Origin of the sequence: Ochrobactrum sp. C6C9, from assembly GCF_022627935.1 — a bacterium.
Lineage (GTDB): Bacteria > Pseudomonadota > Alphaproteobacteria > Rhizobiales > Rhizobiaceae > Brucella > Brucella teleogrylli.
In genome coordinates, this window is the sequence record NZ_JABXGB010000001.1 from 247048 (window position 1) to 260415 (window position 13368).

The following is a 13368-nucleotide window of genomic DNA, read 5'->3' on the forward strand; positions in this document are numbered from 1 at the left end:
ATTGGCCCACTCATTGAAATGCCTTTCGCGGATCGAATGCGTCGCGTGTCGCCTCGCCGATGAAGATCAGCAGCGACAGCATGACCGAGATGACCACGAAGCCGGTAATGCCGAGCCAGGGCGCCTGAAGATTATTCTTGCCCTGCGCCAGAAGTTCGCCGAGCGAGGCGGAGCCGGGCGGCAGGCCGAAGCCGAGGAAGTCGAGCGAGGTCAGCGTGGTGATCGAGCCGTTGAGGATGAAGGGCAGGAAGGTCAGCGTCGCCACCATGGCATTGGGCAGAAGATGCCGCCACATGATGGTGCCGTTCTTCACGCCGAGCGCGCGCGCCGCGTTCACATATTCAAAATTTCGGGCGCGCAGGAATTCAGCGCGCACCACGCCGACGAACGCCACCCATGAGAACAGCAGCATGATGCCAAGCAGTACCCAGAAGCCAGGGGGCAGGATCGCCGCTATGATCAGCAACAGATAAAGCACGGGGATAGACGACCAGATTTCGATGATGCGCTGGAAGATCAGATCGACCCAACCGCCGAAATAGCCCTGAACCGCGCCTGCCGTCACGCCGATGATGGCCGAGAAGAAGGTGAGGATCAGGCCGAACAGCACCGAAATGCGAAAGCCATAAAGCGCGCGCGCAAAGACGTCGCGCGCCTGATCGTCGGTGCCAAGCAGGTTGAAATTGCCGAAACGGCAATTGGGATCGCTCACACCTTGCGGATAGCGCTGGCAGCGTTCCTCGGCGGAATAGAGCCAGAAAGGCTTGGACGGCGCCGCTTCCGGGATTTCATTATTCACGGTGTTGTAGGAATAGCGAATGGGCGGCCAGATCGCCCAGCCATTATTGGCGATTTCTTCCTGGATCACCGGATCGCGATAGTCGGTCACCGCATAGAAGCCGCCGAATTTCTCTTCCGGATAATCGACAAAGACCGGCGCCAGCAACTCGCCCTTGTAGGAAACGAGAATGGGGCGATCATTGGCGATGAATTCCGAGCAAAGGGCGGCAATGAGCAGGAACAGGAAAACCCACAGCGACCAGTAACCGCGCTTGTTGGCCTTGAAATTCTGCCAGCGACGACGGTTCAGCGGCGACAGCCATGGACGCTTTACGGGCTTGACGGTGGGGGTGAGGGCAGCATCCGTCATCACACGTCCCTCCGGTCGAAATCGATGCGCGGATCGATCCACGTATAGGTCAGATCGGACAGGAGCCCGACAAGCAGACCGATCAGCGAGAAGATGAAGAGATTGGCGAATACAACCGGATAATCACGGTTGATGACCGACTGGTAGCCGAGCAGGCCAAGACCGTCGAGCGAGAAGATGGTTTCAATCAAAAGCGAGCCGGTGAAGAAAGCCGAGATGAAAGCGCCCGGAAAACCGGCGATGACGATCAGCATGGCGTTGCGGAAGACATGGCGATAAAGCACCTGATTTTCGGTAAGGCCCTTGGCGCGCGCCGTCGTCACATATTGCTTGCGGATTTCCTCGAGAAACGAGTTTTTCGTCAGAAGTGTTGTGGTGGCGAAGGCGGAAAGCACCAGCGCGGTGACCGGCAGAACCATGTGCCAGAGATAGTCGCCGATCTTGCCCCAGAACGACATTTGCGCGAAGTCGGGCGAAGTGAGACCGCGCAGCGGGAACCAGTCGAAGAAGGAACCGCCCGCAAACAGCACGATCAGCAGGATGGCGAACAGGAAGCTTGGAATAGCATAGCCGACAATGATGACCGCGCTGGTCCATGTATCGAAGCGCGTGCCTTCCTTGATTGCCTTGCGAATGCCAAGCGGGATCGAGATCATGTAGGACAGAAACGTCAGCCACAGGCCGAGCGAGATTGAAACCGGCATCTTTTCCTTGATCAGATCGATGACGCTGATGTCGCGGAAATAGCTGCGCCCAAAATCAAAACGCAGATAATTCCATAGCATCTGACCGAAACGTTCCAGTGGCGGCTTGTCGAAGCCAAACTGCTTTTCAAGATCGGCAATGAATTGGGGGTCGAGCCCCTGTGCACCGCGATATTTCGAATTGACCGAGCCGCTATCGACCGCGCTCTGGCCAAAATCGCTGCCCCCACCGGAAAGGCGGTCCAGCGCGTCGCCGCCCTGACCGGAAAGCTGCGCGATCACGCGCTCGACCGGACCGCCGGGAGCGAACTGAACAACGGCGAAGGAAATAGCCATGATGCCGAAGATGGTCGGGATCATTAAGATCAAGCGGCGGAGGATGTAGGCGCCCATTAGCTTGGCTCTCGCGTTAGATCCGTGTTTCTCTTATGGCTTACCAACAACTTTTGCCTTTTCTTCTTCAATCCACCACAGCGTCTCGACCGGAAAGCCGTAATCGGGCTTCGGTTCCTTGAAACCGAACCGGTCCCAATAGGCGACGAGATGATTCGCTGTTGTCCAATTTGGAATCCAGTCGCGCCGGATACGCAAGTACCGATCCAGCACTCTGATGGTCGCGACAAGATCGTCGCGGGTCGTAACCTTTCCGGCATCGTCGATCAGGGCGTCGATCACCGGGTCGGCAGTGCCGGGCAGATTATAGCTTCCGGGCGTCTTGGCCGCTTGCGAACCAAACATGCTGGAAAGCGATTCTGACGTCGGCGTCGCGCCAAACAGCATTGCAATGCCCACCATGTCGAACTGGAAATCCTGCATCCGTGCCTGATATTGGCTGGCATCCACCAGCCGCAAATTGGCATCGATACCGATGGCCCGCAGTTTCTGGATGAACGGATTGTAGACGCGCGTGAAGGCTTCCGAATCGCTGAGAATTTCCAGCGCGAATTTCGCGCCGTCCTTGTCGTGAAACTGCCCGTTGCGCCGCTCGAAACCGGCTTCTTCCATCAGTTTGACGGCTTTGCCGAATTGCGCGCGGTCCCGCCCTGTTCCATCCGAAACCGGCATGATGACGGCCTCGCCGAACACGGCATCGGGAAGCTTGCCGCGATAGCGTTCCAGCACTTTCAACTCATCCGGAGTGGGGAGGCCCCTGGCCTGAAAATCCGACCCGTTGAAACTCGATTGCGAGCGCTCATAGGTGTCGAAGAAGAGGTTCTTGTTGGTCCACTCGAAATCAAAACAGAGGCTGATTGCCTCCCGCACGCGCGGGTCGCGGAAACGCTCGCGACGCTGGTTCAGCGCCCAGGCCTGCATCAGCGGGCTCTTCTCTTTCGGGAAGGTGCGCTTGATGATTTTCTTTTCCTGAATGGCCGGGAAGTCGTAGCCGGTAGCCCAGTTCTTGGACACGCTTTCGGAACGAAAATCGATATCGCCTTTCTTGAAGGCTTCGAATTCCGGCTGCCGGTCGCGGAAGAACTCGATGTGGATGCGGTCGAAATGGCTGGAACCGCGCCGCACTGGCAAATCCCTGGCCCAGTAGTCTTCGACACGATCATATTCAATGAATTGACCGGCGGTGAAATTCCCCACCTTGTAAGCGCCCGAACCGAGCACCGGTTCCATCGTGGTCGCTTCGAAATCGCGATCCTTGAACCAGGTCTCCGACAGGATCGGCAGCACCACGGCGTCAAGGATGGCGTTGGGGCCGCGATCCGTCGCAAAACGCATGCGAATATCGTTCTTGCCCGTCAGTTCCACCTTTTCCAGCCCGGCGAGCGACTGACGTATGAGCGGGTGGCCCTTTTCCTTCAGCACCGTATAGGTGAACAGCACGTCTTTCGCCGTGATCGGTGATCCGTCATGGAACCGCGCTTCCTTGCGCAGCTTGAAGGTGCAGGCCCGACGATCTTTCGACAGCGTGACGCTTTCAGCGAGAAGTCCGTAGACGGAATCCGGTTCATCGAGCGCCGGGACCATTAGGCTGTCATAGGTCAGCTCCATGCGCGGCGGCGCGTCGCCTTTGAAGGTAAAGGTGCTGAGCGTGTTGAAGGTCTGCGTGTTCTGGTTCCAGGTCCAGCTTGCTGGCGCAAACCTGAACGTGCCGCCTTTCGGCGCGTCTGGACTGGTGTAATCGAAATGGGTGAAATCGCTGCCATATTTCAGCTCACCAAAGGCGGACAGGCCATGCAGGGACTTGCCCGTCGGCACCTCCGCAAAGGCGTTGGCAATGACAGCCTGACCCGGCAGGCAGGCCGCGATTGCGGCGCTGCCCGAAACACCCAGAAAATGGCGGCGGTTCATGCGAAGCATCGTCATTCTCCGCTTGTCCCTATTCGCTGCCGGTCTTCAGTTTGGCTTCCTTCGCGGGGTCGACCCACCATGAGAATGGATCGATGCCCAGATAATCCGGCTGCTTTTCAGGCATGCCGAACTTGTTCCAATAGGCCACATTGATGTGGTCGGAATACCATTGCGGGATCACGTAATAATTCCACAGCAGCGCCCGGTCGAGCGCATGGCTTGCGGCCACCAGTTCCTCGCGATCCTTGGCATAGATCACGCGGTCGATCAGCGTGTCGATGGCTGGGTTCTTGATACCGGCATAGTTGCGGCTGCCTTTGAAATCTGCAGCCTTTGAGCCCCACATGTCGCGCTGCTCATTGCCGGGCGAGGCGGTCTGCGCGATGACCGAGGTGATGATATCATAGTCGAAATCATTGACCCGCGCCTGATATTGCGCGGTATCGACGATGCGCACTGTCGCATTGATCCCGATCTTGCGCAGGCTCGCCGCAAACGGATTGTAGATGCGCTCGTCGGTCGGGTCCTTGCCGAGAAATTCGATGGTGAACGGGTTGCCATTCGCATCGACCAGCTTGTTGCCCTGCAATTTCCAACCCGCTTCCGCAAACAGCTTCAGGGCCGTGCGCAGATTATCGCGGGTGGCCTGCGGCGTGTCGTAAACAGGCAGCTTGAATTCGTTGGTCAGGGCCTCTGCGGGCAGCGCGTCCTTGACGGTTTCGAGAATGGCCTGCTCCGCCGGGGTCGGCGGGCCGCTCAACTGCAACTCATTGCCAGCGAAATAGCTGTTGATGCGGTTATACTGATTAAAAAACAGCATGCGGTTCATGGATTCGAAGTCGAAAGCATAGGTCAGCGCTTGACGAACCCTCGGGTCCTTGAACTTGTCGCGCCGCGTATTCAGAAAATAGCCCTGCATGCGGCCGACGGCATTATACGGGAAGGACTTCTTGAAGACGTCACCGCGCTCGACTGCCGGAAAATTATACTGTTCCGCCCAGCGCTGGGCGCGGTTTTCGTTACGATAATCATACTGGCCGCCCTTCTTGAAGGCTTCCCAGGTTGCATCTTCGTTGAAGTAATACTCGTAGACGACGCGGTCGAAATTGTTGCGACCGACATTCACGGCCAGGTCTTTGCCCCAGTAATCATCGACGCGCGCCCAGGTGATGGATCGTCCCGGCGCAACGCGGTCGATCTTATAGGCAGAGGAACCCAGCGGAATTTCCAGCGTCGGGCGGCTGATGTCGCGCTGTTTGCCCTGAGCGTCCTTACCCTCCCACCAATGCTGCGGCAGCACTGCGAGCTGGCCCATGATTTGCGGCAGTTCGCGATTGCCCTTTTGGCTGAAGTTGAACTTCACCTCGTGGTCGCCGGTCTTTTCCGCGCTTTCCACGTCGCCATAATATTTGTTGTAAAGTGGCGACTGTTTCTTCAGCACATTGAAGGACCAGATCACGTCTTCCACGGTGATCGGCTGGCCGTCATGCCATTTGGCGTTCGGGTTGAGCTTGAACTTCACCCAGGAATAATCATCCGGGTACTGAAGCGCTTCGGCGATCAGCGGATATTGCGTCGATCCCTGATCGAGCGAATCCGTCATCAGCGTATCGTAAAGCATGCCGCCGCCGAAGTCGGACAGGCCCGCTGCGGCGACGCCCTGCACGACAAACGGGTTGAGGCTGTCGAATGTGCCGACGGCCACCTGATTGAGCGTGCCGCCCTTCGGCGCTTGCGGGTTTACGTAGTCGTAATGCTTGAAATCAGCCGGATATTTGGGCTCGCCGAGCAGGCTGGAAGAACTGCGCCATTGGGGTTCCACGTCGCTCGCATGGCTTGAAGACATTGTGCTTGCAAGCATGGCAACCGCAAATGCACCCGCCCAAAACGCTTTCATCCAGTCTCTCCGTTTCTGCTTCGGATCATCTGTATGAGTCTTATGGGTTTTTGCGGAGGAAGAAAGGCACCGGGACAATAAATTTCATCGTCCAAATGAAAAAGCCCGGTTGAAACCGGGCTTTTCGATCATTCTTGCGCTATTAGTTCGCCGGTGCGGCTGGCTTTTCGCCTTCCGGTGCAGGCGCTGCATCCGCAGGCTTGGCATCGCCGCCCGCAGGTGCGGCGTCAGCGGCTGGAAGCGGAGCCGGGTTGTCGGACAGCGTGCGCAGATAGGCGATCAGATCGGCGCGCTCATTGTCCTTCTTGTCGCCCGCAAAGCCCATGGCCGTGCCCTTGATGAAGCCCTTTGGCGACGTCAGGAACTTGTTGAGATGCTCGAAGTCCCACTTGTTGCCGCCTGCACCGAATTCCTTCATGGCGGACGAATAGCCAAAACCTTCAACGGAAGCCGCCGGACGGTTCACGACATCCCACAGATGCGGGCCGACCTTGTTTGCGCCGCCCTTTTCGCCGGTGTGGCAGGCAGCACAGCGCTTGAAGACTGCTTCGCCGCGCGCCGGATCGGCGGATTGCAGCAATGTTGCGATGGAAACTTCTTCCTTGGCCGGTGCAGCTCCCCCTTCACCGGTCGACGCTTCCGCCGCTTCGATTATAAAGCCGGGCTTCTCCGGTGCTGGCGAATGAAACAGCGCATCGGACAGGATGCCCGTCGTCATGACAACGAAAACCGTTGCCAGAAAAGCCATGATAAACTTGTTAGTCCGGGTTGAATTCATCGCCGGTCAGCGCTCCCTCTACCAAAACGCTCTCCCCGAGAACGCTCTCCTCAGCCGACATCCGCACCTCATATGAGGTTGCAATTCTCTCCGCGGCATCGGGCGGAAACTAGGTCTTTTACCAGGGCGATGCAACACCTATAAGGGTAACCAGACCCGTGACTTTTTGACACTTTTGCAGCATTTACAGTGCGGATAAAACTCCTCGAAAGACGGCCACGATCCGACGAGACAACAAGAGGCGACCATGCTTCAGACCTTAAAGACCCTCACTCTTATTCCGGCAAGACTGGCCGCCACGCGCCTGCCGAACAAGCCGCTGGCCGATATTTGCGGGAAGCCGATGATCGTGCATGTGGCCGACAGAGCCGCCGCCGCCAAGCTTGGGCGCGCCGTCGTTGCGACCGATAGCGAGGAAATTTTTGCCGCCGTCACTGCGCATGGCCACGAAGCCGTCATGACCCGCACCGATCACGAATCGGGTTCGGACCGCATCTATGAAGCGCTTTTGAAGCTCGATCCGGCTGGCGAGTTCGATGCCGTGGTCAATGTGCAGGGTGATTTGCCGACCATAGATCCCGACATCATCCGCCGCGCTCTTCTGCCGCTCGAAGACGGCCCGGCAGATATTGCGACGCTTGGCGTCGAGATTGAGGAAGAATCGGAAAAGACCAATCCGAGCGTGGTGAAGATCGTCGGCTCGCCGCTGGCGGGCAGTTCGCGTCTGCGCGCGCTCTATTTCACCCGCGCCACCGCACCTTATGGCGAAGGCCCGCTCTATCATCATATCGGCCTTTATGCCTATCGCCGTTCGGCGCTGGAGAAATTCGTGAAACTCGGGCCGTCGCCGCTGGAAAAGCGCGAAAAGCTTGAGCAATTGCGCGCTTTGGAAGCCAGCATGCGCATCGATGTCGAAGTGGTGAAAACGGTGCCGCTGGGCGTCGATACGCCCGCCGACCTTGACCGCGCCCGACTTCTTGTCGCAAAGGGTCTTTGACAAGGTCAACAACCAGGAAAGCCCCGCGAGTGAGGGGCGTTTGAGAAAGTACGACGACGATGAAAACCAACCGGATTTCTTTTCAGGGTGAAGCGGGTGCCAATTCCGATACGGCGTCGCGCAACATGTTTCCCGGTATGGAGCCTTTGCCGTGTCCGACTTTTGAAGACGCTTTCAACGCGGTCGAGACCGGCGCTGCCGATCTGGCGATGATCCCGATCGAGAATACGCTGGCTGGTCGCGTTGCGGATATTCATTATCTGCTGCCGCTGGCCGATATGCACATTGTGGGCGAATATTTCCTGCCGATCCATTTTCAGCTGATGGTGCTTCCGGGCGTCAAGCGCGAGGAAATCAAGACGGTTCACAGCCATATTCACGCGCTCGGCCAGTGCCGCAAGGTCATCCGCCAGAACGGCTGGAAGCCGGTCATCGCGGGTGATACGGCGGGCGCTGCCCGTCTCGTCGCCGACATGCAGGACCGTTCGATGGCAGCGCTCGCGCCGCGTCTGGCCGCCGATCTCTACGGCCTCGATATTCTGGAAGAAAATGTCGAGGACGCGGAAGACAATGTGACCCGCTTCGTGGTTCTTTCCAAGGAAAAGCAATGGGCACCACGCCCGGAAAACGGCGAACGCATCATGACGACGTTTGTTTTTCGCGTGCGCAACGTTCCGGCAGCGCTTTACAAGGCGATGGGCGGCTTTGCCACCAACGGCGTCAACATGACCAAGCTCGAAAGCTATCAGATCGGCGGGCGTTTCATTGCCACGCAGTTCTATGCCGATATTGAGGGCCACCCGGAAGACCGCAATGTACAGCTCGCTTTGGAGGAACTCGAATTCTTCTCCAAGGAAGTACGTATTCTCGGCGTCTATCGGGGCAGCGACATTCGCGGCACGCAGTTGCTCGCCGCGGAATAATTCACGAAAATATCGGGCAGAATCAGTTTTCCGCCCATGCCTTGATCAGATGGGTTGCGATGGCGCCGGATGGTGGCACTCGCAGCCCATTTTCATGGGTGCCCGCCAGCATGGCGCGAACCTCATCCTTGCCGAACCAGCGTCCGTCTTCCAGTTCCGAGCGGTCGATGGTGAAGTCGTCCGACAACACTTCAGCATGGCATCCGATCATCAGCGAATAGGGAAACGGCCAGGGCTGGCTGGCATGATAGCCGACACGACCAATGGCAAGCCCCATTTCCTCTTGGCTTTCGCGGCGCACGGCGGCTTCAATCGTCTCGCCATGTTCGATGAAACCAGCAAGGCAGGAATAGGAACCGGCGGCAAAATGCGGGCTGCGCGCGAGAATGCATTTGTCACCGCGCACCGGCAGCATGATCGCCACCGGATCGGTGCGCGGGAAATGCTCGGCGCTGCAATTTGGACATTGACGCTTGGCACCACCGGCGCGCATTTCGGTCTTTGTGCCACAACGCCCGCAGAAACGGTGATTGTTGTGCCAGGCAGTTAGTGCCGCTGCTTGCGCCAGCGCGCCCAGCAGATCGGCTGAAACCAGCCCTTCCATATAGATGCTGCGATAGTCCTGCGCCCGAAACGGTACTTCCAGCGCCTCGGGATCGATGGGGGCCATCAGGGCGACGAGCGGCGTGCCATCCTGCAACCCCAGAAACACCGGCTCCTGCAGATCGGGTGCAAAGTCCCTCGCTTCGCTGAAGCGGAAGAGCGCGCGCGGCGTCTTTTCATCGGTGTAATCGAGCAGAAGCTTGTTGCCGCCCAAAAGCATGACGCGCGTTTCTGGCAGTTCCAGCGCGGTGAAGGCCGAATCGTCCTGACGTTTTTCGGACTGGCGGTCGATGCGGTTGCCACCAAAGCCGACAAAACGGCTCGGTTCTATTTCCGGCAGATCGTAGAGGCGGAAAGCCATGATGCTCTCGAATTGCTGTTGTTGGGAGAATTACAGCGCCGCGCGAATGTCGTCGATTAGCTTGCGGGCGTCTTTTTCGTCATAGGCTTCACGCGTGCCATGGCCCCAGACGGGGCCGGGCCATCCCGCATCGCCCTCGTTGCGGGCAATCACATGGAGATGAAGTTGGCGCACGATATTGCCGAGGGCTCCGGTGTTGATCTTCTGGCACTCGGTCACGGTTTTCAGCGCCTGCGCCACCAGTCCGGCCTCGAAGGTAAGAATCGTCTGGTCGAGCGGCGTCAGATCGTGAATTTCTGAAAGATCGGCCCTGCGCGGCACGAGGATAAGCCACGGCCAGCGGCGGTCATTCATCAGTCGCAACTCGCAAAGGCCGAGCACGGCGACGGAAAAAGTGTCGGCATCAAGCCGTTTATCGAGTTCGAACTGTGTCATAAGCTGTTTCCTATCAGTTTTTTTCGTTCTGCGCTTGCTTTTTGCGCTGCGATTGACGATATGCAGCGTGGGAGGTTGGTGGTGGACGAGCCACTCGCCAACCGGGTCAGGTCCGGAAGGAAGCAGCCCTAACGAGCCAGGCACGGGTCGCCGTGCCAGCCTCCCACCTTTTTCTCATTCGCCACTTTTCTTGGCTATCTGGCGGCTGTTGATGAACAGTGTCCGTTGTTGACCTTGCTCATACGTCCGGTCCAAACTGTCGGTCGAGAAAAAAGCGTAACAGGAAGAACGGAAGGGTCGCCATGGATACGAAATCCGCTGGCATAGCTGCCGATGGGGCCTATCGCGTTCTCGCCCGCAAATACCGTCCGCAGAATTTCAACGATCTCGTCGGCCAGGAGCCGATGGTGCGCACGCTCAAAAATGCGTTCGAGACCGGTCGCATCGCGCAGGCCTGGATGCTGACCGGCGTTCGCGGCGTTGGCAAGACGACGACGGCACGCATTCTGGCGCGGGCGCTCAATTACAAGACCGATACTGTCGATCAGCCGACCATCGACCTTTCCGTGCCCGGCGAGCATTGTCAGGCAATCATGGAAGGCCGCCATGTCGATGTGATCGAGATGGACGCCGCCTCGCATACCGGCATCGATGATATTCGCGAGATCATCGAGCAGGTGCGCTATCGCCCGGTCTCTGCGCGCTACAAAGTCTATATCATCGACGAAGTGCACATGCTGTCCAATCAGGCCTTCAATGGTCTGTTGAAGACGCTGGAAGAGCCGCCGCCGCATGTGAAATTCATCTTCGCCACCACCGAAATCCGCAAGGTGCCGATCACGGTTCTGTCGCGCTGCCAGCGCTTCGACCTGCGCCGCATCGAATCGGGCACGCTGGCGCAGCATTTGCGCCGCATTGCGGAGGCCGAGCAGATCGAAGTCGATGATGCGTCGCTCGCCATGATTGCGCGAGCCGGTGAAGGTTCCGCCCGCGATTCGCTGTCGATCTTCGATCAGGCCATTGCGCATGGTGCCGGTCAGGTCAGTGCGGAAGCCGTGCGTTCCATGCTGGGGCTTGCCGACCGCGCCCGCATCATCGACCTGTTCGAAATGCTGATGCGCGGCGATGTGGCTGGCGCTCTCACCGAGTTTCGCGCCCAATATGATGTCGGCGCCGATCCCTCGGTCGTGCTGACCGATCTGGCCGATTTCAATCATCTGGTAACACGACTGCGCTTCACGCCCGATGTGGCGGAAGATGTGTCGCTGTCGGAAGATGAACGCGTGCGCGGTCGAGATTTTGCGCAAAAGCTTTCCGTGCGCGTGCTGTCGCGCACCTGGCAGATGCTGCTCAAGGGGATTGCGGAAGTGGACACGGCGACAAGGCCGGTGCAGGCTGCGGAAATGCTTTTGATCCGTCTGGCGCATGCTGCCGATCTGCCGACGCTGGACGAAGCCTTGCGCGGCCTTGAAAACGGTTCTGTTTCTGCTCCGCGTCCGCAGCCTTCGGGCAATCCTCGCTCCAATGGCAACGGCGCGCCGGAAGCACGTTTCGCGGCCGATGCCGTCGGTTCGGCCTCGATGGCATCCGCCTCGGGCGGCCCGGCCACGGCCATGCGTATCGTGGAAACGGCTCCACAACCGGTTCAGCCGCCTGCTCCGCAGCCGGTCGCTGAGACTGCGCCGCAGCCTTCCGTGCCGATCAACAGTCTGAACGACATTGTTGCGATGGCCGACAAGCATCGCAACATGCAGTTCAAGATTCTGGTCAAGAACTGCGTACGGCTGGCGTCCATTGCGCCGGGGCGGCTTGAAATCGGCCTGACCGACGATGCGCCGAAATCGCTGCCGAGCGAGATCGCGCAGCATCTTTTGAACTGGACCGGCATTCGCTGGGTGGTGACGGTGGCGCGTGATGTCGCGAGCCAGACGGTTGCCGAAGCGGAAACGGAGCGTCGCGACAATCTCGTGACCGACGCACGTGCCGATCCAGATGTGGCAGCCATTCTCGCGGCCTTTCCGGGCGCGAAAATCACCGACGTGCGCATTGCCGTGGCGGAACAGAACGATGACGAGGACATTGACCTCGACGCCGTTGCTGACGTGCCCGGTGTGCCGTCTGAAGACGACTGAATTATTGAAGACTATGGAGTAAACCCATGCGTGACATGATGGGCATGATGAAGCAGGCGAAGGAATTGCAGGCCAAGATGAAGGCCATGCAGGACGAAATCGCCAATCTGGAAGCCACGGCCTCTTCCGGTGGCGGTCTGGTGACGATCACCCTGTCCGGCAAGGGCACCTTGTCGGCGCTGAAGATCGATCCGTCGCTGGCCAAGGAAGACGAGGTCGAAATCCTCGAAGACCTGATCATCGCGGCCCACAACGATGCCAAGGCAAAGCTTGAAGCCGTAATGGCCGAAAAGACGCAGTCGCTGACGGCGGGTCTTCCGATTCCTCCGGGTTTCAAGCTGCCGTTTTAAGGGAGTAGGGGAATAAGGGAATAGGGGAGTATGTTTGGTCGGCTGGTTGCCGCCATGTCGCATATTCGCTCATTCTCGTCCCCTACTCACTTATTCCCCTATTCCCTTACTCCCTTACAAAAAATGTCCAAACGAATCGCCGGTCCCGAAATCGAACGACTGATCCAGCTTCTGGCCCGCGTACCGGGTCTGGGGCCGCGTTCGGCGCGCCGTGCGGCGCTGCATCTCATCAAGAAGAAGGAAGCGCTTCTGGTGCCGCTGGGCGGCGCCATGCAGGAAGCTGCCGAAAAGGTGCGCATTTGTTCGTGCTGCGGCAATGTCGATACGTCCGATCCCTGCACCATCTGCACGGACGAGCGCCGCGACCCCACCACGCTGATCGTGGTGGAAGACGTGTCCGATCTTTGGGCGCTGGAGCGGGCGGGTACGATGAATGTCCGCTACCATGTTCTGGGCGGTCGCCTGTCGCCGCTTGATGGCATCGGTCCCGACGACCTCAATATCAAGGGGCTGGTGGAACGTGTCGCGACCGGCGAGATCAAAGAAGTGATTCTCGCAGTCAATGCGACTGTCGAAGGCCAGACCACCGCGCATTACATTACCGATCAATTGGCGAATTTCGAGGTTCGCGTCACACGGCTCGCTCATGGCGTCCCAGTGGGCGGCGAACTCGATTATCTGGATGAGGGCACGCTGGCTGCCGCCTTGCGAGCGAGAACCACCCTTTAGTTATTCAG

12 protein-coding genes and 1 other RNA gene are annotated in these 13368 nt (G+C 58.5%); 6 read left to right on the top strand and 7 right to left on the bottom strand.

The features are described 5' to 3' along the window. Positions 1–10: 10 nt before the first annotated feature. The 5 genes from HWD97_RS01200 to HWD97_RS01220 all read right to left on the bottom strand — a co-directional run bounded on the left by HWD97_RS01200 (position 11) and on the right by HWD97_RS01220 (position 6830). Positions 11–1150 carry an ABC transporter permease gene (locus HWD97_RS01200; RefSeq protein WP_140026094.1) on the bottom strand — a complete coding sequence of 380 codons (1140 nt, stop codon included), beginning with the start codon at positions 1148–1150 and terminating at the stop codon, positions 11–13. Beyond that, positions 1150–2247, bottom strand: a complete 1098-nt coding sequence (locus tag HWD97_RS01205; RefSeq protein WP_140026095.1) for a microcin C ABC transporter permease YejB — start codon at positions 2245–2247, stop codon at positions 1150–1152. The genes HWD97_RS01200 and HWD97_RS01205 overlap by 1 nt, the downstream gene beginning before the upstream one ends. A 33-nt stretch (positions 2248–2280) precedes the next feature. After that, on the bottom strand, positions 2281–4170 hold the full coding sequence (locus tag HWD97_RS01210) for an extracellular solute-binding protein (protein ID WP_371834599.1): 1890 nt from the start codon (positions 4168–4170) through the stop codon (positions 2281–2283). Between the two features lie 13 nt (positions 4171–4183). After that, a complete protein-coding gene (locus HWD97_RS01215; RefSeq protein WP_371834600.1) occupies positions 4184–6052 on the bottom strand; it encodes an extracellular solute-binding protein in 1869 nt (622 codons plus the stop codon). A 142-nt stretch (positions 6053–6194) separates the two neighbouring features. Next, positions 6195–6830, bottom strand: a complete 636-nt coding sequence (locus HWD97_RS01220) for a cytochrome c family protein (RefSeq protein WP_140026098.1) — start codon at positions 6828–6830, stop codon at positions 6195–6197. A 247-nt stretch (positions 6831–7077) separates the two neighbouring features. Between HWD97_RS01220 and HWD97_RS01225 the strand changes: the two genes are divergently transcribed. Together HWD97_RS01225 and HWD97_RS01230 are read left to right on the top strand one after the other, a co-directional pair. Next, positions 7078–7827 carry a 3-deoxy-manno-octulosonate cytidylyltransferase gene (locus HWD97_RS01225; RefSeq protein ID WP_140026099.1) on the top strand — a complete coding sequence of 250 codons (750 nt, stop codon included), beginning with the start codon at positions 7078–7080 and terminating at the stop codon, positions 7825–7827. A 59-nt stretch (positions 7828–7886) separates the two neighbouring features. Beyond that, a complete protein-coding gene (locus HWD97_RS01230; protein ID WP_109368066.1) occupies positions 7887–8750 on the top strand; it encodes a prephenate dehydratase in 864 nt (287 codons plus the stop codon). A 22-nt stretch (positions 8751–8772) separates the two neighbouring features. On the opposite strand, the gene nudC is transcribed toward HWD97_RS01230, so the two are convergent. Both nudC and HWD97_RS01240 read right to left on the bottom strand, forming a co-directional pair. Then, positions 8773–9714, bottom strand: a complete 942-nt coding sequence (gene nudC, locus HWD97_RS01235) for an NAD(+) diphosphatase (protein WP_371834601.1) — start codon at positions 9712–9714, stop codon at positions 8773–8775. A gap of 30 nt (positions 9715–9744) precedes the next feature. Next, the gene (locus HWD97_RS01240; protein ID WP_371834602.1) at positions 9745–10149 is read right to left on the bottom strand and encodes an HIT domain-containing protein; all 405 of its coding nucleotides are present in this window, start codon (positions 10147–10149) and stop codon (positions 9745–9747) included. Between the two features lie 70 nt (positions 10150–10219). Between HWD97_RS01240 and ffs the strand changes: the two genes are divergently transcribed. The 4 genes from ffs (at position 10220) to recR (ending at position 13360) form a co-directional block, all read left to right on the top strand. Further along, positions 10220–10316, top strand: an RNA gene (gene ffs / locus HWD97_RS01245) — signal recognition particle sRNA small type. 135 nt (positions 10317–10451) lie between these two features. Continuing rightward, complete coding sequence (locus tag HWD97_RS01250) at positions 10452–12281, top strand: DNA polymerase III subunit gamma/tau (protein WP_371834603.1); 1830 nt, start codon at positions 10452–10454, stop codon at positions 12279–12281. Positions 12282–12307: 26 nt separating this feature from the next. After that, the gene (locus tag HWD97_RS01255) at positions 12308–12631 is read left to right on the top strand and encodes a YbaB/EbfC family nucleoid-associated protein (protein ID WP_078337775.1); all 324 of its coding nucleotides are present in this window, start codon (positions 12308–12310) and stop codon (positions 12629–12631) included. A 123-nt stretch (positions 12632–12754) separates the two neighbouring features. After that, entirely contained in the window at positions 12755–13360 is a 606-nt protein-coding gene (recR, locus tag HWD97_RS01260; RefSeq protein ID WP_078337776.1) for a recombination mediator RecR, read from the top strand. Positions 13361–13368 lie beyond the last annotated feature (8 nt).

Excerpts from the sequence above, each read along its gene's own strand:
- HWD97_RS01205 (WP_140026095.1), bottom strand. The coding sequence starts at position 2,247 with ATGGGCGCCTACATCCTCCGCCGCTTGATCTTAATGATCCCGACCATC.
- HWD97_RS01255 (WP_078337775.1), top strand. The coding sequence starts at position 12,308 with ATGCGTGACATGATGGGCATGATGAAGCAGGCGAAGGAATTGCAGGCC.
- HWD97_RS01250 (WP_371834603.1), top strand. The coding sequence starts at position 10,452 with ATGGATACGAAATCCGCTGGCATAGCTGCCGATGGGGCCTATCGCGTT.
- HWD97_RS01240 (WP_371834602.1), bottom strand. The coding sequence starts at position 10,149 with ATGACACAGTTCGAACTCGATAAACGGCTTGATGCCGACACTTTTTCC.
- nudC (WP_371834601.1), bottom strand. The coding sequence starts at position 9,714 with ATGGCTTTCCGCCTCTACGATCTGCCGGAAATAGAACCGAGCCGTTTT.
- HWD97_RS01200 (WP_140026094.1), bottom strand. The coding sequence starts at position 1,150 with ATGACGGATGCTGCCCTCACCCCCACCGTCAAGCCCGTAAAGCGTCCA.
- HWD97_RS01230 (WP_109368066.1), top strand. The coding sequence starts at position 7,887 with ATGAAAACCAACCGGATTTCTTTTCAGGGTGAAGCGGGTGCCAATTCC.
- HWD97_RS01210 (WP_371834599.1), bottom strand. The coding sequence starts at position 4,170 with ATGACGATGCTTCGCATGAACCGCCGCCATTTTCTGGGTGTTTCGGGC.
- HWD97_RS01225 (WP_140026099.1), top strand. The coding sequence starts at position 7,078 with ATGCTTCAGACCTTAAAGACCCTCACTCTTATTCCGGCAAGACTGGCC.
- recR (WP_078337776.1), top strand. The coding sequence starts at position 12,755 with ATGTCCAAACGAATCGCCGGTCCCGAAATCGAACGACTGATCCAGCTT.
- HWD97_RS01220 (WP_140026098.1), bottom strand. The coding sequence starts at position 6,830 with ATGAATTCAACCCGGACTAACAAGTTTATCATGGCTTTTCTGGCAACG.
- HWD97_RS01215 (WP_371834600.1), bottom strand. The coding sequence starts at position 6,052 with ATGAAAGCGTTTTGGGCGGGTGCATTTGCGGTTGCCATGCTTGCAAGC.